This window comes from Mesorhizobium sp. M1409 (assembly GCF_040317535.1).
Classification (GTDB): Bacteria; Pseudomonadota; Alphaproteobacteria; order Rhizobiales; family Rhizobiaceae; genus Mesorhizobium.
On the sequence record NZ_JAMYKV010000042.1, the window covers coordinates 1 to 17410 of the forward strand.

Annotated in this window: 17 protein-coding genes; 7 read left to right on the forward strand and 10 right to left on the reverse strand. The window is 63.1% G+C overall.

Annotation, left to right across the window (positions count from 1 at the left end):
- Positions 1 to 118: 118 nt before the first annotated feature.
- Both NKG99_RS26190 and betI read right to left on the reverse strand, forming a co-directional pair.
- Positions 119 to 1201 (reverse strand): ABC transporter substrate-binding protein, encoded by a 1083-nt coding sequence (locus NKG99_RS26190; RefSeq protein ID WP_352871840.1) that lies wholly within the window; start codon positions 1199 to 1201, stop codon positions 119 to 121.
- A gap of 30 nt (positions 1202 to 1231) precedes the next feature.
- Positions 1232 to 1939 carry a transcriptional regulator BetI gene (gene betI, locus NKG99_RS26195; protein WP_352871842.1) on the reverse strand — a complete coding sequence of 236 codons (708 nt, stop codon included), beginning with the start codon at positions 1937 to 1939 and terminating at the stop codon, positions 1232 to 1234.
- A gap of 339 nt (positions 1940 to 2278) precedes the next feature.
- Between betI and NKG99_RS26200 the strand changes: the two genes are divergently transcribed.
- From NKG99_RS26200 to NKG99_RS26215, 4 genes are read left to right on the forward strand one after another with little or no spacing between them, the layout of a single operon-like run.
- Positions 2279 to 3898, forward strand: coding sequence for a phytoene desaturase family protein (locus NKG99_RS26200; RefSeq protein ID WP_352871845.1), 1620 nt, complete (start codon positions 2279 to 2281; stop codon positions 3896 to 3898).
- Complete coding sequence (locus NKG99_RS26205; protein ID WP_352871847.1) at positions 3885 to 5450, forward strand: phytoene desaturase family protein; 1566 nt, start codon at positions 3885 to 3887, stop codon at positions 5448 to 5450. The genes NKG99_RS26200 and NKG99_RS26205 overlap by 14 nt, the downstream gene beginning before the upstream one ends.
- 3 nt (positions 5451 to 5453) lie before the next feature.
- Positions 5454 to 6713 (forward strand): aminomethyl transferase family protein, encoded by a 1260-nt coding sequence (locus NKG99_RS26210; protein ID WP_502910877.1) that lies wholly within the window; start codon positions 5454 to 5456, stop codon positions 6711 to 6713.
- A gap of 2 nt (positions 6714 to 6715) precedes the next feature.
- A complete protein-coding gene (locus tag NKG99_RS26215; protein ID WP_352871851.1) occupies positions 6716 to 6976 on the forward strand; it encodes a hypothetical protein in 261 nt (86 codons plus the stop codon).
- Between the two features lie 6 nt (positions 6977 to 6982).
- On the opposite strand, the gene NKG99_RS26220 is transcribed toward NKG99_RS26215, so the two are convergent.
- The 4 genes from NKG99_RS26220 to NKG99_RS26235 form a co-directional block, all read right to left on the reverse strand.
- Positions 6983 to 8041: a dipeptidase gene (locus NKG99_RS26220; RefSeq protein WP_352871853.1), complete on the reverse strand. Its 1059-nt coding sequence runs from the start codon at positions 8039 to 8041 to the stop codon at positions 6983 to 6985.
- 143 nt (positions 8042 to 8184) lie between these two features.
- Positions 8185 to 8484, reverse strand: coding sequence for a GNAT family N-acetyltransferase (locus NKG99_RS26225; protein WP_023763762.1), 300 nt, complete (start codon positions 8482 to 8484; stop codon positions 8185 to 8187).
- A gap of 2 nt (positions 8485 to 8486) precedes the next feature.
- Positions 8487 to 9107 carry an alpha/beta hydrolase gene (locus tag NKG99_RS26230; protein ID WP_352871855.1) on the reverse strand — a complete coding sequence of 207 codons (621 nt, stop codon included), beginning with the start codon at positions 9105 to 9107 and terminating at the stop codon, positions 8487 to 8489.
- A gap of 3 nt (positions 9108 to 9110) precedes the next feature.
- Entirely contained in the window at positions 9111 to 10043 is a 933-nt protein-coding gene (locus tag NKG99_RS26235; RefSeq protein ID WP_352871857.1) for a VOC family protein, read from the reverse strand.
- A 226-nt stretch (positions 10044 to 10269) separates the two neighbouring features.
- Between NKG99_RS26235 and NKG99_RS26240 the strand changes: the two genes are divergently transcribed.
- Complete coding sequence (locus tag NKG99_RS26240; protein WP_352871859.1) at positions 10270 to 11841, forward strand: alkaline phosphatase family protein; 1572 nt, start codon at positions 10270 to 10272, stop codon at positions 11839 to 11841.
- Between the two features lie 50 nt (positions 11842 to 11891).
- Here NKG99_RS26240 and NKG99_RS26245 read toward each other — a convergent pair whose 3' ends face one another.
- Entirely contained in the window at positions 11892 to 13184 is a 1293-nt protein-coding gene (locus NKG99_RS26245) for a PRC-barrel domain-containing protein (RefSeq protein WP_352871861.1), read from the reverse strand.
- A gap of 275 nt (positions 13185 to 13459) precedes the next feature.
- Here NKG99_RS26245 and NKG99_RS26250 point away from each other — a divergent pair, with 275 nt between their 5' ends.
- The gene (locus tag NKG99_RS26250; protein ID WP_352871863.1) at positions 13460 to 14380 is read left to right on the forward strand and encodes a diacylglycerol/lipid kinase family protein; all 921 of its coding nucleotides are present in this window, start codon (positions 13460 to 13462) and stop codon (positions 14378 to 14380) included.
- A 29-nt stretch (positions 14381 to 14409) separates the two neighbouring features.
- On the opposite strand, the gene NKG99_RS26255 is transcribed toward NKG99_RS26250, so the two are convergent.
- Positions 14410 to 14583 (reverse strand): hypothetical protein, encoded by a 174-nt coding sequence (locus tag NKG99_RS26255; RefSeq protein WP_023757374.1) that lies wholly within the window; start codon positions 14581 to 14583, stop codon positions 14410 to 14412.
- Positions 14584 to 14719: 136 nt separating this feature from the next.
- On the opposite strand from NKG99_RS26255, the gene NKG99_RS26260 reads away from it, so the two are divergent.
- The gene (locus NKG99_RS26260; RefSeq protein WP_352871866.1) at positions 14720 to 16252 is read left to right on the forward strand and encodes a sensor histidine kinase; all 1533 of its coding nucleotides are present in this window, start codon (positions 14720 to 14722) and stop codon (positions 16250 to 16252) included.
- A gap of 90 nt (positions 16253 to 16342) precedes the next feature.
- On the opposite strand, the gene NKG99_RS26265 is transcribed toward NKG99_RS26260, so the two are convergent.
- Positions 16343 to 16801 (reverse strand): hypothetical protein, encoded by a 459-nt coding sequence (locus NKG99_RS26265; RefSeq protein ID WP_352871868.1) that lies wholly within the window; start codon positions 16799 to 16801, stop codon positions 16343 to 16345.
- A 12-nt stretch (positions 16802 to 16813) separates the two neighbouring features.
- Positions 16814 to 17140, reverse strand: a complete 327-nt coding sequence (locus NKG99_RS26270) for an ElaB/YgaM/YqjD family protein (RefSeq protein WP_352654111.1) — start codon at positions 17138 to 17140, stop codon at positions 16814 to 16816.
- Positions 17141 to 17410 lie beyond the last annotated feature (270 nt).

A 17410-nucleotide genomic window follows, 5' to 3' on the forward strand; every position in this document is an offset into this window, starting at 1 on the left:
GCGGCGGGTTGATCCGCAGGCAACCCGGCCTCGCGCGCAGCATCGAACTGCTCGTCAAACCCGATAGCCTGCCCCGGCTACAACCCATCCAACCCGTCGAATCCTCTGTGCACAGGTACTAGTAACCGGCTTTGATCTTCTCGAACTCGGCGATCATCTTGAGCTTGAGGTCCGACGGCACCGGCGATTGGAACAGCGTCTTGTCGACGAATTTCTGCACATCGTCATAGCCCTTTTCCTTCAGCGCCGCCTGGTCGACGCCGGCCATGCCCTTGGCGTTGGCCTGGCCATAGCCCCAGTCCTTGACCAGCACCTTGGCCGTCTCCGGATCGTTGACCGCGTTCAGATAATCATAGGCTTTGTCGACGTTTCCGGGCACGTCCTTGAACAGCACATAGCCGCAGACCCAGGTCGAGATGCCTTCGTCGGTGTCCTTCTTCGCCATGATCGGCACGCCGGCTGCCACCGACTGCACGGTTGCGTCATTCCAGGCCCAGGCGCGGGCCACCTCCCCGCCGCTCAACAGCGGAACGTCTTCGGTGGTGTCGGTCCAGTAGGAGCGGACGTTCTTGTGCACCTGGCGCAGGAAATCCGACGCCTGCTTGAACTGCTCGTCGGTCATCTTGGTCCAGTCCCCGAGGCCGATGGCGAGGCTGGCCAGCGCATAGGCGTCGTCGACATTGTCGCCGATCGACACCTTGCCCTTGAATTTGGGATCGGCAAAAGCCTTCAGCGATTGCGCGTCCTTGGCGTCGATCTTGGAGGTATTGTAGGTGAGTTGGGTATTGCCCCAGTCCCAGGGCATGAACCACGCCTTGCCATCCGGCGTGGTGGCAAGATCCTTCATCGCCATGATGCCGGGATTGAGATCTTTCCAGCCCGTGATCTTCGACGTGTCGAGCGGCTGGAGCAGGCCCGCTTCGCGCCATTTAACCACGCTCTGCGAGCAGGGATGGCCGAGATCGGCCTTGAAGCCGGAGCGCACCTTTTCGAACGCCTCGTCCTCGTCGCCGAAGAAGGCGAAGGTCGGCGAGTCGCCGTTCTTCTCGACATATTTCGGATGGAAGCTGGGGTCCTCGTAGCCGGACCAGTCGAACACGATCAGGTCCTTGTCGGCTGCGACCGCAAGTGCCGCGGCCGATGCCGCCAGCGTTCCAGCCAGCGCCAAGGTCAATGTCAGCCGTCGAGCCAATGTCTTCATTGCTGTTCCATCCTCTGCGTCCTGATTTTCTTATGGTTTCGTCGCGTCCTTCAGCGGGTAGTGTTTCGGGAATGCCGCCGACAGGAATTCATTGGCCGCCTGCAAGGCGGTCTCGCGGGTGGTGTCCTCGGTCCCCATCATCAGCCGTAGCCACAGCCCTTCGAGCATGGCGCTGAGCGCCAGGGCCATGACCTGCGGCTCATAGGCATAGTCGCCGCTCTGCTTGAGTGTCACGCACAGGTCGATGAAGATGGTCTGATAGACGGCGTCGCGGGCGCTGCTCAGCGCCTGATAGGTCGGCCGCGACTTGGCCTCGCCCCAGAACGCGCACCATGCGGCCAGCTTGCGCTTGTTACAGATCGAACGGTCGAAATCGGCGGAGACCAGAGCGTGAAGCTGATGGGCGGGGTCATCGCCTGCCTTCTGCAAGGCATTGCGCCAATGCGCCGAGTACTCGTCATACATATGCTGCAAGGTCGCGATCAGCAGCTTTTCCTTGCTCTCGAAATGGAAATTGACGATGCCGCGCGACAGGCCGGCGCCGTCGGCGACATCGGCCATCGTCGTTTCCGAATAGCCGCGCTTGGCCAGGGAATCGATTGTCGCTTCGATGAGCTGAAGCTGCCTGACCTCCTTCGAGGCCTTGCGTCCGCGCTTTTCAGCCTCGCTTTTCCGCACCGAATCAAGGAGGGCTTCCCTGGCGACTGCTGTCTTCATGGGTCCGATGGTCTCCAGCATCGCCGGCTATCCAACCGGCTTTCGACCGCGAAGATGAGTGGGACGGTGCTCACCACTGTCAAGCATCTTCTGCATCGCTTCCCAGGTTCGTATGTTGTTGTCGACATAGGCTGCGGCCGCTATCTGCCGTTTCGATCATCGGATGTCGTCCTCGTCAGCCGATTTCAGAACTTTAGAACGCCGGCAAAGCGTAACGCATGGCAGCGAAAACGCAATATCATTTGTTGAACATTCATTCAGTACGGCTGGACAGAATGGCTACCCTCGTGCCAAATTCCGCGCATTCGGGAACAGATCACGCAAAAATGAGCGCGGGTCGCACACGAGAACTGGGCCAAAATGAAAGCTTGGGATGCGATCATCATCGGCGGCGGACATAACGGCCTCGTCAACGCCTGCTACCTGCAGCGCGCGGGCCTCGACGTGCTGGTGGTCGAGAAGAACGACTGGGTCGGCGGCGCCGCCACCAGCAGGGAACTGACGCCGGGCTTCCTCTACTCCAACTGCTCCTATGTCTGTTCGCTGTTCCGGCCGGAGATCATGCGCGACCTCGAACTGCCGCGCTTCGGCCTGCAGGTCATCTCCTACGAAGGCGGCGCGGTGTTCACTCGCGACGGCGACTACCTCGCCAACTACCGAGACCACGACGCGCACCGGCGCGAGTTCGCCCGCTTTTCCAAGCGCGATGCCGAAGCCTACGACCGCTACGCCCGCGACGTGACGCGACAGTGCCGCTTTATCCAGCCGCTGTTGATGCGCACTGCCCCCGATCCGACCAGCCTGCGGCCCCGCGACATCGGAGAACTGCTCTATCTCGGCAAGAAATTCGCCGATCTGTCGACTGAGGAAATAGCGCTGACGCTGCGCTTCTGGACCATGTCGATCTCCGAGTTTCTCGACGAGTATTTCGAGACCGATGTCATCAAGGCGAACTTCGCTTTGTCTGGCATCATCGGAACCGCACTCGGGCCGATGTCACCGGGCACGGCTTACGTGCTGCTGCACCACTATATGGGCGAGGTCGACGGTTCCATCGGCGCCTGGGGCTATGCGCGCGGCGGCATGGGCGCGGTGACCAAGGCACTGGCCGCGTCGTTCAAGGCGTCCGGTGGAACCATCCGCACCGGCGCCGAGGTCGACCATGTGCTCGTCCAGCGCGGCAAGGCCAGGGGCGTCGTGCTGGCCGGCGGCGAGGAGATTTACGGCAAGCTCGTCGTCTCCAACGCCGACGTCAAGCGCACCTTCCTGAAACTTGTCGAGGAAAAGGAACTGCCCGACATTTTCCTGCGCCGGGTCAGGAACTTCAAGATCCGCGGCTCCTCCGGCAAGGTCAACATCGCGCTCGATTCGCTGCCGGAATTCCCGGCGCTGCCGAAGGACTCGCCGGTCTATCGCGGTGACATGCATTTCACCGATTCGATTGAGCGCATGGAGCGCGCCTATGACGACTGGAAGGACGGCCGCTGGTCGGCCGATCCGTTCCTCGACATGGTCATCCCGACGACACTCGACCCGACCATGGCGCCGCCCGGCAAGCATTTCATGAGCTGCTTCGTGCAATACGCGCCGCCAAAGGTGAACGGCCGCGAATGGACAGATGCCGACCGCGACGGTTTCGCCGAAAGCGTGATTTCGCAGATCGCTGAATACTCGCCTGGCTTTCGCGACCGCATCGTCCACATGGAGGTGCGTACGCCGCGCGAGATCGAAGCGGAAGTCGGCCTCACCGAGGGCAACATCTTCCAGGGCGAACTGACCTTCGACCAGCTGCTGTTCAACCGGCCGGTGCCGGGCTACGCGCAATACCGTTCGCCGCTCAGTGGGCTCTATATGTGCGGCTCCTCGACCCATCCCGGCGGCGGCGTCATGGGCGCGCCCGGCCGCAATGCAGCGGCGGAAATCCTGCGCGATCTTGCCAAGTCGACCTCCCACATGAGCCCGGCCCATGACGTCATTTGATGCAATCGTCATTGGCGGTGGCCACAACGGCCTCATCGCCGCTGCCACGCTGGCGAAAGCCGGCCGCAAGGTGCTCGTGCTGGAAGCTGGAAGCGAGGTCGGCGGCGCCGCACGCACCGAGGAATTCGCACCGGGCTTTCGGGTCTCTTCGATCGCCCATCTGCTGAACCGGCTGCATCCCGATGTGGTGAAGACGCTGGAGTTGGAAATGCACGGGCTGCGGGTCGCCCGCACCGACTTCATGCCGTCGGTGGCGCTGTCGAAGGACGGCCCGTCGCTTGTCCTGCATGGCGCGTATGGCGAGGTGCTGACCGGCGCCAGTCCCTCCGAGCAATCGGCCTGGAAGGACCTGCGCGCCCAGCTGCTGCGCTATGCCGGCATATTGAAACCGTTCCTCTCCCGCCGGCCGCCCGATCTCGCCGGCATGTCGCTGATCGAGACCGCTTCACTCGGCCAGGTCGCGCTGGCGCTGAAAAAGCTCGGCAAGGAAGACATGCGCGACTTCCTGCGCGTGCTGCTGATGAACGTCGCCGACCTGCTCGACGAGCAGCTTGCCGATATCAGGCTGAAAGGCCTGCTCGCCTTCGATGCGACGCTTGGCAGTCACCTCGGCCCGCGCTCGCCGACCTCATTGCTCGGCCTTTACTATCGCCTCGCCGGCGAGGCGGGCGGTACAGCCGGCGCGCAGGTCCTGCCGCAAGGTGGCATGGACGCGGTTATCGTCGCCATCCGTGCCTCGGCGGAGAAGGCTGGCGTCGAAATCCGCACATCGGCGCCCGTAGCAAAAATCATCGTCGAGAGAGGTCGCGCCGTCGGTGTCGCGCTCGAAAATGGCGAGGTGCTGCGCGCGAGAACGATCGTCTCCGCCATCAATCCGGCCACCACCTTCCTCGACCTTGTCGGACCGCGCGAGATCGACACCGGCTTCGTCCGCAAGGTGAAGAGCATCCGCATGAAGGGCGATGCGGCCAAGCTCAATCTGGCACTCGACCGGCCGCCGCAATTCGGCGGCGTCGATGCCGCCGGCCACAAGGGCCGGCTGGTTATCGCCCCCTCGCCCGATCACGTCGAGCGCGCCTTCAATCCCTGCAAATATGGCGAGTTCTCGCCCGAGCCGGTGATGGAGATCACGCTACCCAGCGTCGCTGACCCATCGCTCGCGCCCAACGGCGCCTGCGTGCTGTCCGCGGTGGCGCAATATGCGCCCTATGCGCTGAAGGAGGGCTGGGCTGCCGGCAAGCCGAAATTCCTCAAGGCGATCATGACGCAGCTCGAGTCTCACGCGCCTGGTATCGGCAAGATCGTGGTCCATGCCGAGCTTCTGACGCCGGCCGACATCGAGACGCGCTACCGCATGCCGGGCGGCCACTGGCATCACGGCGAATTGCAGGCCGATCAGATGCTGGTCTCGCGCCCCGTGTCCGGCTGGTCCGGCTACGATACGCCGGTCGAAGGGCTGTTCCTGGCTGGCGCCGGCTCGCATCCCGGCGGCGGCGTTTCCGGCGCTCCTGGCCTCAACGCCGCGCGGCGAATCATTGCGATGAAGGGATAGGCCATGGTTCAGGCAAACAGAAAGAAGCCCATGGCAAAGACAGCCGGTGCAGCCGCTTCCGATCGAGCAGCCGCACAGGCTCATTTCCGCACGCTGCGTCTGGGCACGCCGTTCCAGCCGCGCATCGATGCGCTGGCCAGAACCCAGGACTGGTACAATTGGGCCGGCTACCGCGCCCCGCATTCGCTGTGGGACGAGGAGCTCGAATATTTCGCCATCCGCAGCCAGGCGGCGCTGTTCGACATTTCGCCGATGACCAAATATCGGATCGAGGGTCCGGACGCCGAAGCCTTGCTCGATCGTGTCACGCTGCGCGACGTCACCAAGCTCAAGCCCGGCCGCGTCCACTACACCGCCTGGTGCGACGATGAGGGCTTTGTCCTCGACGACGGCACGCTGTTTAGGCTGTCGCCGACCCACTTCCGCCTCTGTTCGCAGGAGCGGCACCTGCCGTGGCTGCTCGACAGCGCCATTGGATTCAACGTCACGGTCGAGGAAGAAACCGAGGCCGTCGCTGGCCTCGCTTTGCAAGGCCCGACCTCCTTTGCCGTGTTGCGCGATGCCGGCTTCGCCGGCGTCGAGCGGCTGAAAATATTCGACCTCGCCGACTTCCCGCATGATGGCGGTGCCGTCAGCATTTCGCGCACCGGCTTCACCGGCGATCTCGGTTACGAACTGTTCGTGCCGAACGGCAAAGCGCTGAGCCTGTGGGACCGGTTGATGATTGCGGGCGAACCGCGCGGCATTCGCGCTATCGGTTACACCGCGCTCAACCGCGCGCGTCTCGAGGCCGGGCTGATCGTTGCCAATACGGATTTCACCACAGCCGAGCACGCCATCCGCACAGACCGCTTGCGCATGCCCGACGAGATCGGGCTTGGCTTCATGATCGATCTGGAAAAGGGCCATTTCAACGGCCGCCGCGCCATCCTCGAGGCGAGAGCGAAACGCAAATTGCGTTATGTACTGGTCGGGCTGGAGATCGAAGGCAACATCCCGGCCGAACAGGCCATCGTCTACCACAAGAAGACTCAGGAGGTCGGCCTTGTCAGCGCCGCCATGTGGTCGCCGATGGCCAAGCGCAACATCGCCATCGCCTCGCTGGCGCGGCCATATGGTGATACCATGGTCGAGGATCTCTGGGTTGAGATTTACGCGATGCGCGAGCTGCGGTATCAGAAGCTGATGAAGCGAGCCAAGGTGGTGGCGCGGCCGTTCGTCAAGCTCGACCGCCGCACTGCCAACCCGCCGGCGGACTTCTGATCATGACCGACGAAGCCGACAAGCTGGATGGAGACGGGGAAGCAGCCGAACAGTGGGAGCTGGTCAACACGCCGCTCGGCGAAAAATGGTCAGGCCGCACGCGCTATGCCGCGGCCATGTTTTTCTACAAGCGCGACGAGATGAACGCCGAGACACTCGAAGTCTACCGCATCTGCGCACGGCTCGATTCGGAAGATCCGCTGCCGATCATCCGCGTTCGCGGCGTCGGCAGGGACTGGCTTAAGCGCATGGGCTTCCAATAGGTCGTCCTAACCTATCGTTTTTTCCAGCATGTTGAGCCAGTTGCGATAGGCGATCTTCTCGATCAGCGCGCGGCCGAAGCCACGCGCGGCCAATGCATCGAGCAGCTTCGGCAGGCCGGCAACGTCGCCGATCACGGCCGGGATCATGGCGCCGTCGAAATCGGAGCCGAGGCCGACGCCATCTTCCCCCAGCGCCTGCAGCAGGGAATCGACGTGGCGCACCATGATGTCGAGGCTGGTGTCGGCATTCATGCGCCCGTCCTCGCGCAAGAAGCCGGTGGCGAAATTCAGCCCGACCATGCCGCCGGACTCACGGATCGCGCCGAGCTGCCAGTCGGTGAGATTGCGCGAATGACCGCAGATCGCATGCACGTTGGAATGGGTGGCGACCAGCGGCGCATCGCTGAGCGCGGCGACATCGCGAAAGCCCTTCTCGTTGAGATGCGACAGGTCGACCATGATCTTCAGCTGGTTGCAGGCCTTGACCAGCGCCTTGCCGGCATCGGTCAGGCCGGGCCCGGTGTCGGGCGAGGACGGAAAGCGGAACGGCACGCCGTGACCGAAGGCATTGGGCCGGCTCCAGACGATGCCGAGCGAGCGCAAGCCGGCGGCGTGCAGCACGTCGAGCATGGTGAGTTCGGGATCGATCGCCTCGACCCCTTCGATGTGGAACACCGCCGCGATCGAGCCTTGCGCCATGGCGTTGCGCACGTCGCCGGCGCTGCGGCAGACGGTGAGCGCTCCGGCCCGTTCCAGCCGGAATAGGATCGAGGCCATCGCAATCGTCGAGGTCAGCGCGTCATTGCGCGGAACCTCGGGCGGCAGCGGCTCGGCATGGCTCGGCGCCAAGGGCACGGCGCTGCGCCTGGATTTCTCGACAGGCGGCGGAAAGACGGCGAACATCCCGCCGGCAAAGCCACCGGCCTTGGCACGCGGCAGGTCGATATGGCCGCCTGATTTCCCCTCTATGAACAGCTTTTCGACGTCGGTGTCTTTCGACTGATAGAGTCTGAGCAACGTATCGTTGTGGCCGTCGAAGACGGGAACGAGGTCGGTTTCGGTCATGGGGGATCATTCGATTCGTTTGTCGGCAAGGTGGCTGCGATAGATCATATCTACTTAGGCAGGATGCGCCACCCGGGCAAATGCCAAAGCCACCCCGGTGAGACCGCAGCCGCCTGCCGCGCCGTTTGCGAACGCCAAAATCCCTACTGCTTCAGCACGTCGGCCCATTCCTTGTGGCGGCGGAATTGGGCGTTGGCGAACGGGCAGAGCGGAATGATCTTTTTCCCCGCCGCGCGCGCATCCTCGACGGCGCGGGTGACGAGCCGAAGCCCGGCACCCTGGCCGCGAAACGCGTCTGGTACCTCTGTGTGATCGATGATGATCTGGTGCTCGCCGATCTTGGTGAAGGTCATCTCTGCTTCGGCGCCACCGGGCCCGCGAAGGACGTAGCGACCCTTGGAACCGCGATCCTCCAGTTCGATCTCAGGCAGTTGATCCGGCATCGCTATACTCCTTGGGCAGCACCGGCAAAGAGCCGCCGTGCCGCCTCGATCTCGTTTGGCCGCACCTCGTGCCCGCCTTCATGCCACTCCACTGTGACATCGGCGCCATCGGCACGCAAATAGGCTTCGAGCCGCGTCGTCAGGTTCGGCGGGCTGATCGGATCGCGCTTGCCGGCGGTCACGAGAATGTGACGGCCGGCAAGGCTGCCCTTGACCTCCGGTTCGAACGGGATCAGCGGATGCATCAGCACCGAAGCGTCGAACTGCGCCGGCGCCGCAAACACCACCGAGGCCAGGATATTGGCGCCGTTGGAGTAGCCGAGGCCGAGCGCGGCCGATGGCTTCGCCGCCTCGACATGCGCCTTGACGAAGCCCGCCATCTTGTCCGTCGCCCGCGCCAGATCGTCCATGTCGTAGACGCCTTCGCCAGTGCGACGAAAGAAGCGCGCGGCACCTTGTTCCGACACATCGCCGCGCGGCGAGATGATGGTTGCCCGCGGCGCGAGATCGCGCCCCAGCGACAGAAGCTGGTTCTCATCGGCCCCCGTGCCATGGAAGACGAACAGCAGCGGACCGCCCGGCGAACCGGGCAGCAGCTTGTGGATGTACGCGTCCTTGCTCATGGTCTAGCCTTCCAGCTTCTGCAGATGCTGTTCGAGATAGGGTCGCAGGTGCTGGTGCTGCGTCGGCAGCTTCAGCGCCTCGCCGAGATGAGCGGTATCCTCATCGCGATCGAAACCCGGCTCGTTGGTGGCGACTTCGAACAGCACGCCACCCGGCGTGCGGAAATAGATTGCCCAGAAATAATCGCGGTCGATCACCGGCGTCACTCCATAGCCAGTGTCCATCAACGCCTTGCGCACTTCGAGCTGCTTGGCGCGGTTCTCGACGGCGAAGGCGACATGGTGGACGGAGCCAGCGCCGAGATCGGCGAAGGCCGTGGTCGGCAGCGATTCGATATCGACGACGTCGGCGCCGTTGCCGTTCTTCACAGCGAGCCGCCTGACATTGCCTGATTTCTCGATCTCCTCGTAGCCCATGAATTTCAAAAGCTCCTCGGTAGCGCCGCCATCCTTCAGCCGGAGCGACACGGAATGGAAGCCGCGGATCGCCTCATCAACGGGGATGCCGCCTTTCGCCCATGGCGCTCTGCCGTCTGCCTTGTCCTCGACCAGCGCGAAACCGTCGCCATCGGGACCAGCAAAGGCCAGACGCTTCTCGCCGAATGCCTCTTCGCGCGACACGCCGGTGACGCCTTCATCGGCAAAACGCTTTTCCCAGTAGGCAAGCGTACCTTCGGGCACCGAATAGACCGTGGTGCCGACTTCGCCGACGCCATGACGGCCTTTGCCGATGTTGGGGAACGGGAAATAGGTCATCACCGAACCGGGCGTCCCGGACTCGTCGCCATAGTAGAGGTGGTAGACATCGGGCGCGTCGAAATTGACGGTCTTCTTGACCCGGCGCTGGCCAAGCTTTTGGGTGAAGAACTCATTGTTCTGCCGGGCATCCCTGGCCATCGATGTGACGTGATGCAGGCCCTTGATCTGGTCGAGCATTGTCTTGCTCCTTCTCTTGGTGCTTGTGCGGCCTCGCCGCTGTCCACGCCAATATGAGGATGCGAGCGCTTTGGGCAAAGACGGCAAACACAGAATGGACTGTGCTGTAAAAGTGAACAAAGGAAAGAGGTTTGTTCACCAAATGACTCGCGAGACAAACTTGCGCCGTCGCCGGAATTCGGTTCCATGAGCGGCGTTCGACCATCCAGCGACAAGGGTATCGCGAATGACTGGAAAAGCCAGGCGGCCTAACATTCTGCTGATCACATGCGACCAGTGGCGCGGCGATTGTCTGTCGGCCGCGGGCCATCCGCTTGTGAAGACGCCGAATGCCGATGCGCTCGCCGCGGAGGGAGTGCTGTTCAAGCGGCACTATGGTGGTGCTGCGCCCTGCTCGCCGGCTCGCGCGTGCCTCTACACCGGCCTCTACCAGATGAACAACCGCGTCTGCCGCAATGGGACGCCGCTCGACGCCCGTCACGGCAACATCGCGCTGCATGCCCGCGGCCTTGGCTATGATCCGACGCTGTTCGGCTACACCGACGTGTCGCTCGATCCACGTTTGCTGGCGCCGGGCGACCCTCGGCTGCAAAGCTATGAAGGCGTGCTGCCGGGCTTTACGGTGCGCCAGTTGCTGCCTGAGCATCAGAAGCAGTGGCTGTCCTGGCTGAAGCAGCGAGGTATCGACACCAGCGCCGGATCTCCCGACATCCACCGCCCGGTGACCGACGGCAAGGCCGGTGCCGGCGTCAGCAACGCGCCGCCCATCTATTCCGAGGACGAAACGCCGGCCGCGTTCCTGACCCGCGAATTCACGCGCTGGCTCGGCGAGCAGGAGCACGCATCACCTTGGTTCGCGCATCTGTCCTTCATCAGCCCGCACCCGCCCTTCATCGTACCGGAGCCCTACAACACGCTGTATGAATCAGCAGACGGTCCCGCCTTCCAGCGCGCGGCAAGCTGGCAGACAGAGGCGGAAAGCCATCCCTATCTCGCCTATGACCTCGGCCGGCAGAAGCAGGCCAAGTTCCGTCCCGACGCCAGTGGCATGGTGCATGACTGGAGCAATGAAGACTTTCGCCGCCTCCGCGCGATCTATTACGGCATGATCTCCGAGGTCGACGCGCAGCTCGGCCGCGTCTGGCAAGCGGTCAAGGCCGCGGGCGCGTGGGACGACACCATCATCGTGCTGACATCGGACCATGCCGAGATGATGGGCGACCATTTCATGCTGGGCAAGGGCGGCTACTTCGACGGCAGCTACCACATTCCGCTGATCGTCCGCGATCCGCGACACCGCAAGGCGGCCGGCGGCAGCGTCGACCGCTTCTCCGAAGCGGTGGACCTAGTGCCGACGCTTCTCGACCTGCTCGGCGAGGATCCCGCGCCGCACCTCGACGGCCATTCGCTGAGGCCGTTCCTGGACGGCAAGAACCCTGCAGCCTGGCGCGATGCCGCGCATTGGGAGTTCGACTTCCGCTCGGTTGCCGAAGGTGAGGCCGAACGCCATTTCGGCATCGCCTCACGCCAGTGCAATCTCGCCGTCATCCGCACGAAAAGATTCAAATATGTGCATTTCGGTGGTGGCCTGCCGCCGCTGCTCTTCGATCTGGAAAGCGATCCGGGCGAACTGCACAATCTCGCGGCCTCCCCAAAGCATCTCGCCGTGCGGCTGGAGTTTGCCGAACGGCTGCTTGCCTGGCGTGCCGAACATCTCGACCAGTCGCTGGCACTGGCCGAACTCACCGAGCACGGAATTGCGGGCCGCGCCGCCGGTCTCCCTCCGCGCCTGACATGAAAAAGGTCCGCGCCGTTGCCGGGGCGGACCTTCTTCAAGACTGAACCGAGCTACCGCACAATCATGCGCTGCTGATCGCGCTTCTCGGCATAGCTGCCCTTTTCATAGGCGGTTTGAGCCTCGAGCTGTTCCTTGGTGAAGGTCGTGTAGAGATACTTGTTGCCGTCCTTGTCGGTCATGAATTTGAGATTATCCATACCGACCGCGACTTCCTTCGCGCCAATGCCGAGGAAGCCGCCGACATCGACGATCACGGCATCGGGTTTTTTGTCGGGGGTCAAGACGACGTCGCCGATCACGCCGACCTTGGCATCGTTGGCACCGTAGACGGTGGTGCCCTTCAGATCGTCGGCGCGGATCTCACCAACCGGCATTTCGGTCAGCGCGGACTTGTCGATGGCTGCGGTCTGTGTCTGGTCAGGAGCCGTCGGAACAGCCGCGGTCTTGTCCGCCGGAGCGGTCGTGGCAGAAGGTGCGGCGGCCGGTGCGGTTGCTGGCGGCGCATTGGAAGCCGTCGTTGCCGGTAGCGGATCATAGGCCTTGCGGTCGAAATCCGGCTGCGCCTCCAGCTCTTCCTTGGTGGTCTGGGCCACCAGCCAGCGATCGCCATTCTTCTCGGCCCATTTGGCCTTGTTGAAATCATAGGCGACGTTCTTGGCCCCTATACCGAGGAATCCGCCGACGCCGATGATCAGGGACTGCGCTTTGCCTTCCTTGGTCAGAACGATATCGTTGACGCTGCCGATGTTCTGCGCGTCATCGCCGGTGCCGTTGTAGACGGTTTCGCCGAGGATGTTGGTGGCAAGGTTGCCGTCGGCGCGCTTCACCGGTTCCGTCGGAGCGGCGTTCATGTCGACAGGCTTTTGCGCGGTATCCGTCGTCGCGGGTGCTGTTGGCGCCGCGGTCGATGCGGCAGGTGCAGGAGCGTAAGGCTTGCTATCGAATTCTGCCTGCGCCGTCAGCTCGTCCTTGGTCGTCGGGGCAACCAGCCAGCGGTCGCCGTTCTTTTCGGCCCATTGCAGCTTGTCGTAGTCGAAAGCGACGTTCTTCGCTCCGACACCCAGAAAACCGCCGACGCCGATGATGACGGATTTCGCCTGCCCATCCTTGTCGAAGACGACGTCAGTGACCTTGCCGATGTTCTCGGCATCGTCGCCGGTGCCGTTGTAGACGGATTCACCGACGATGTTGGTGACGATGCTGCCTTCCGCGCGCACTACCGGAGCGGCCGGCTCCTGTACGGCAGGTGCATCCGCAGGTGCCGGGGTTGTCGTACTCTGCGCGTAGGCCCCGGTCGCGACCAGCGCTGCGAGTGCGGTCGTGGCTAAGAGGTTGCGGGTCATGATGTTCTCTCCTCGTGCCTGATTTCGTGCACGCCGCGCTCATCGCTAAAAGGAGATCGGACGCGGCGTCTTTTACAGCTTCACAACGTCGTGAGCATGCTGTTGTTCCGACAAAAAGCGCGGGCGTCCGTGCCAGAAAGCACCGAGCGATGTAACCTTGGTCGCAGAGCGACCCGAGCGAATGTCAATTGCTCTCGAGCGGAACCTTTCCCGCTTCGCCGCGTTTCAGCCTGCGGCTGGGTCTGTCCCGGTCCAACCTAATGACGGGAGCGGGCATGAAATTCGCGGCGGTGCTGAACCGGGATGGTGGCACCTTACGCACAACTGACCTTGCCGCTTTCTCCGACAGGATGCATCAGACGCTGGAGACGGCAGGTCACTCTCTCAGCATCGAGATTGTCGCAGGCAAGGATGTGGTGGAAACGCTCGACGGCGCGGCTTCACGCCGCTCCGTCGATGTCGTGCTGGCCGGTGGCGGCGACGGGACCATTTCCGCCGCGGCTGCTCGGCTAATGGGCACGAAGAAGGCGCTCGCCATATTGCCGGCCGGCACCATGAACCTGTTCGCACGCGGGCTGGGTATTCCGCAGTCGCTCGATGCCGCGCTCAAATCCTTCGCCGACGGCGAAATCATCGCGGTTGACATGGCGACTGCCAACGGCCGACCCTTCATCCACCAGTTCTCGATCGGCATGCATGCGAAGATGGTGCAACTGCGCCAAAAAATGGAGTTCGGTTCGCGGCTGGGAAAGATCCGTGCCTCGGTCAGGGCGGCTTGGGTGACGATCAAAAATCCACCGGCGATGAACGTGACGCTCAGCATCGGCGAAGCCGAGATGGCGGCCCGCATTACCGGCATCGGCATCACCAACAATCTGTTCGGCGAAGGCCACTTGCCCTACGCCGACAACCCGGCGGGCGGTGTGCTTGGCGTCTATGTCACGGTGGCGCGGCAGCGCGCCGAACTGGTCAAATTCTTCTTCAACATGGCGCGCGGCAAATGGCGCGACAACGAACATGTCGAAATCCATCAGGCGAGCAAAACGGTCCTGAAAATCCATTCGGGGAGCAGCAAGTTTCGCGCCGTGATGGATGGAGAACTGGTCCGTCTCGACCGTGAAACGACGATCGAAATCCACCCTGGCGCACTGAATGTGCTGGTGCCGGCCAGCGTCGCCGAGGCAAAGGCCGCCTGATGCGATCTCTAACCAGGAAGCCCGAAAATCTAGCCGCTCGGCGCACTTCCTTGCTCTGTCGCCGGCGTCTTGACAATTTCACCATAGATCTCGGCGATGCCCCAGGCGGCGAAGGCCAGCAACAGCGCGGCAATCAAAATGCGCAGGCCGTGCCAGCCCCATCGCCCCTGACGCGCTTTGTTTTCGGGAATGATCTTGGGCATGGTCGGTCCCTATCGCGTTTTGCGCCAGGTGACGGGTCCGGCACAATATTGTCAGGTAACGGTTCCTCGCTAGGATGGTTCCGGGTCGACGAAGACAGCGCGGGGCGAAGACGAAGACCGGGCATTGGGGACTTGGGTGAATAGCAAGGCGGAGATAGTGCCGGATTTGCCGGCCGAAGTTGCGCGCGCGGTCGAGGACGAAGACCGGCTGGCGGTGCTGCATGGGCTGGAGATACTGGATATTGCGGCCGACCCGGATTTCGACCGCATCAGCAGCCTTGCCGCGGCGGTGATGCGGGTGCCGATCGCCCTGGTCACGCTCGTCGACCATGGGCGGCAATGGTTCAAATCCTGCTTCGGCCTGGACGAGACCGAAGCCGCGACCGACGCCTCCTTCTTCGCCCATGCGATTGCCGCCGGCAACGAACCGATTGTGATCGCGGACGCAACGATGGACCCCCGTTTCAGGGCCAACCCGCTGGTCACCGGCAAGCAACATGTCCGCTTCTATGCCGGCGCGCCGATGATCGCCGCAGGTGCCCACATCGGCACGCTGTGCGTGCTCGATCGCAAGCCGCATGCCTTTCCATCCCGCGCCGAACTCGACCAGTTGAAGGCGCTCGCCGGCCTCGCCGCCAGCCTTTTCACCTTGAAGGACGCCACCCGCAGCGGTGCCATCGCCGAGGCTGCACTGGCGCGTGAGGAAAAGCGGCGCGCCATCGCGCTCGATGCGGCGTCGCTCGCCAGCTGGGCGTGGGACATCCGCACCGACATCATCGAATGCGACGCCTTGCTGTCGGAACTGTTCAACCTGCCGCGCTCGAACCGGCTGCGGGCACGCGACATCCTCACCGCCATCGATCCGCGCGACGTCTATCAGAGCAAAACCCGCTTTCGCGATGTCTTGACCGGCAGCGACGACTATTTCGGCGAATACCGGGTGAAGGGCTTTCATCCGCCACGCTGGCTCGCCACGCGTGGCCGCGTCATCGAGCGCGGCGGCGACGGCAAGCCGACGCTGATCTTCGGCGTCAACTACGACATATCAGAGCGCAAGCTTGGCGACGAGCGGCAACGGCTGCTGCTGCGTGAGGTCAACCACCGCGTCAAGAACACGTTGGCGACGGTCCAGGCACTGGCGACGCAGACCGTGCGCCATGCCCGCCAGCCGAGCGAATTCCTCGAAGCCTTCGGCGCCCGGCTTCAGGCCCTGGGCATCGCCCACAATTTGTTGTCGGACCGCGAGTGGCGCGGCATCGGCATTCGTGAACTCGTCAAGATCGAGGTCAGGCCTTTCGAAACGGCAGCGCAGCCGCGCATGACGATCTCCGGCGACGATTTGCTGCTGTCGCCCGACCAGGCTGTCGGTCTTGGCCTGATCCTGCATGAACTGGGCAGCAATGCGCTGCAATATGGATCGCTGTCGGTGGCATCGGGCAAGGTTGATCTCGACTGGAGGACGCGAGGCAGGAAGGGTGCCCGACGCCTTGTGCTGACCTGGCGCGAAAGCGGCGGCCCGCAAGTCGCTCCGCCGGAGCGGCACGGCTTCGGCTCGATCCTCATCCGCCGCGGCCTTGCCAAGGTCATTTCCAGCGAAGTGACCCATGAGTTCCGGCCGGAAGGCGTGTTTGCCGAAATATCGATGCCGCTGGAGGATCCGTCGAAGTGACAGACCATGATCCCCGAAAAGTGGAAACCTGGTTTTCGCGGCCAAACGGTTTCCGTTTGTCCAGAAATCCTGGTCAAAGAGGAAAACGACCTATTTCCGCTCGCTCTCATCTGGATCGTCGGATTTCACATTCTCGCGGTAGATCGCGTAAGCCGCGAGCGCCACGGCCGGACCCAGAATGACACCGAGACCGCCCTTTCCCTTGAGCAGCATCGGCAGCACAGCCAATGCGGCGGTGATGCCGATTGCTTTCATGTCGGCATTGCGGCGCTGCGCCCGGCGCCGAGCGCGCGAGCCCGCGGATATCAGGTAAATCAGCAGGATCAGCCCGGCAAGCACCAGGAAACCGGCGCCAAAGCCTAGCGCGGCGGCAAGCGACCCGTAGCGCGTCGCCGCCCAGATATAGGCTGCCCCGACCAGAAAGCCGAGACCACAGAGCGCTGCCGTTATGGCGATCCCATAGACGATTGCCGCCGTGCGCGCCCGGCGCATGGCGGCAACGATTTCGCCCGACGCCAGGCCGGAAATCAGGGATGCGAGCATTCCCATCCGAGGATGCGATTAGCGACGCGCGAGGAGCGCGAAGAGGAAGCCGACGCCGGCAGCGATCGCCAGTGACGTCACCGGCTTTTCGCGCACGCTGGCCATCATCTGAGCTTCGATGTCCTTGGCGTTGCTGCGCAGACTGTCAAAGGCGGCTTCGCCTTGCGCACGCAGTTGCTCGACCCCTTCGGTGGCCGCGCGGCGGGCCGTGCCATAGCCATGCTCCCCGGTCTTGGCCAACTGCTTGGTGAGCTTGTCGATATCGGCCTTCAGCTGCCTGATGTCGGCTTCGAGGTCCGCATTCGCACGGGCGTCGTTTGCGGTCTTTCCTGCGGCAGTTGCCATTGCTTAACTCCTTGTGATTGCTTGGTTTCAAACGCGCCGCGTGTCTCAAGGTTCCGACACCAGGGGCAAACTAGCCGAAAACGCGTCCGCGCGCACCCTGTCCGCCGACATAGTAAAAAAAGCGCTTCGTCAGATCAGCGGCCGGCGGCCGCAACGGGCAGTTCTCGCAAGGATACTGGCGGCTGGAGAAAGCGCGATTGTCCTGCGCTGACATTTCGACCCCTCTTCGAAAGCCCGCTCTTTGGAAGAGCTGCATTTCAACGCGTTGCA

Excerpts from the sequence above, each read along its gene's own strand:
- NKG99_RS26245 (WP_352871861.1), bottom strand. The coding sequence starts at position 13,184 with ATGACCCGCAACCTCTTAGCCACGACCGCACTCGCAGCGCTGGTCGCG.
- NKG99_RS26200 (WP_352871845.1), top strand. The coding sequence starts at position 2,279 with ATGAAAGCTTGGGATGCGATCATCATCGGCGGCGGACATAACGGCCTC.
- NKG99_RS26255 (WP_023757374.1), bottom strand. The coding sequence starts at position 14,583 with ATGCCCAAGATCATTCCCGAAAACAAAGCGCGTCAGGGGCGATGGGGC.
- NKG99_RS26220 (WP_352871853.1), bottom strand. The coding sequence starts at position 8,041 with ATGACCGAAACCGACCTCGTTCCCGTCTTCGACGGCCACAACGATACG.
- NKG99_RS26205 (WP_352871847.1), top strand. The coding sequence starts at position 3,885 with ATGACGTCATTTGATGCAATCGTCATTGGCGGTGGCCACAACGGCCTC.
- NKG99_RS26225 (WP_023763762.1), bottom strand. The coding sequence starts at position 8,484 with ATGCCGGATCAACTGCCTGAGATCGAACTGGAGGATCGCGGTTCCAAG.
- NKG99_RS26270 (WP_352654111.1), bottom strand. The coding sequence starts at position 17,140 with ATGGCAACTGCCGCAGGAAAGACCGCAAACGACGCCCGTGCGAATGCG.
- NKG99_RS26210 (WP_502910877.1), top strand. The coding sequence starts at position 5,454 with ATGGTTCAGGCAAACAGAAAGAAGCCCATGGCAAAGACAGCCGGTGCA.
- NKG99_RS26230 (WP_352871855.1), bottom strand. The coding sequence starts at position 9,107 with ATGAGCAAGGACGCGTACATCCACAAGCTGCTGCCCGGTTCGCCGGGC.
- NKG99_RS26190 (WP_352871840.1), bottom strand. The coding sequence starts at position 1,201 with ATGAAGACATTGGCTCGACGGCTGACATTGACCTTGGCGCTGGCTGGA.
- NKG99_RS26250 (WP_352871863.1), top strand. The coding sequence starts at position 13,460 with ATGAAATTCGCGGCGGTGCTGAACCGGGATGGTGGCACCTTACGCACA.
- NKG99_RS26240 (WP_352871859.1), top strand. The coding sequence starts at position 10,270 with ATGACTGGAAAAGCCAGGCGGCCTAACATTCTGCTGATCACATGCGAC.
- betI (WP_352871842.1), bottom strand. The coding sequence starts at position 1,939 with ATGCTGGAGACCATCGGACCCATGAAGACAGCAGTCGCCAGGGAAGCC.
- NKG99_RS26235 (WP_352871857.1), bottom strand. The coding sequence starts at position 10,043 with ATGCTCGACCAGATCAAGGGCCTGCATCACGTCACATCGATGGCCAGG.
- NKG99_RS26265 (WP_352871868.1), bottom strand. The coding sequence starts at position 16,801 with ATGGGAATGCTCGCATCCCTGATTTCCGGCCTGGCGTCGGGCGAAATC.
- NKG99_RS26215 (WP_352871851.1), top strand. The coding sequence starts at position 6,716 with ATGACCGACGAAGCCGACAAGCTGGATGGAGACGGGGAAGCAGCCGAA.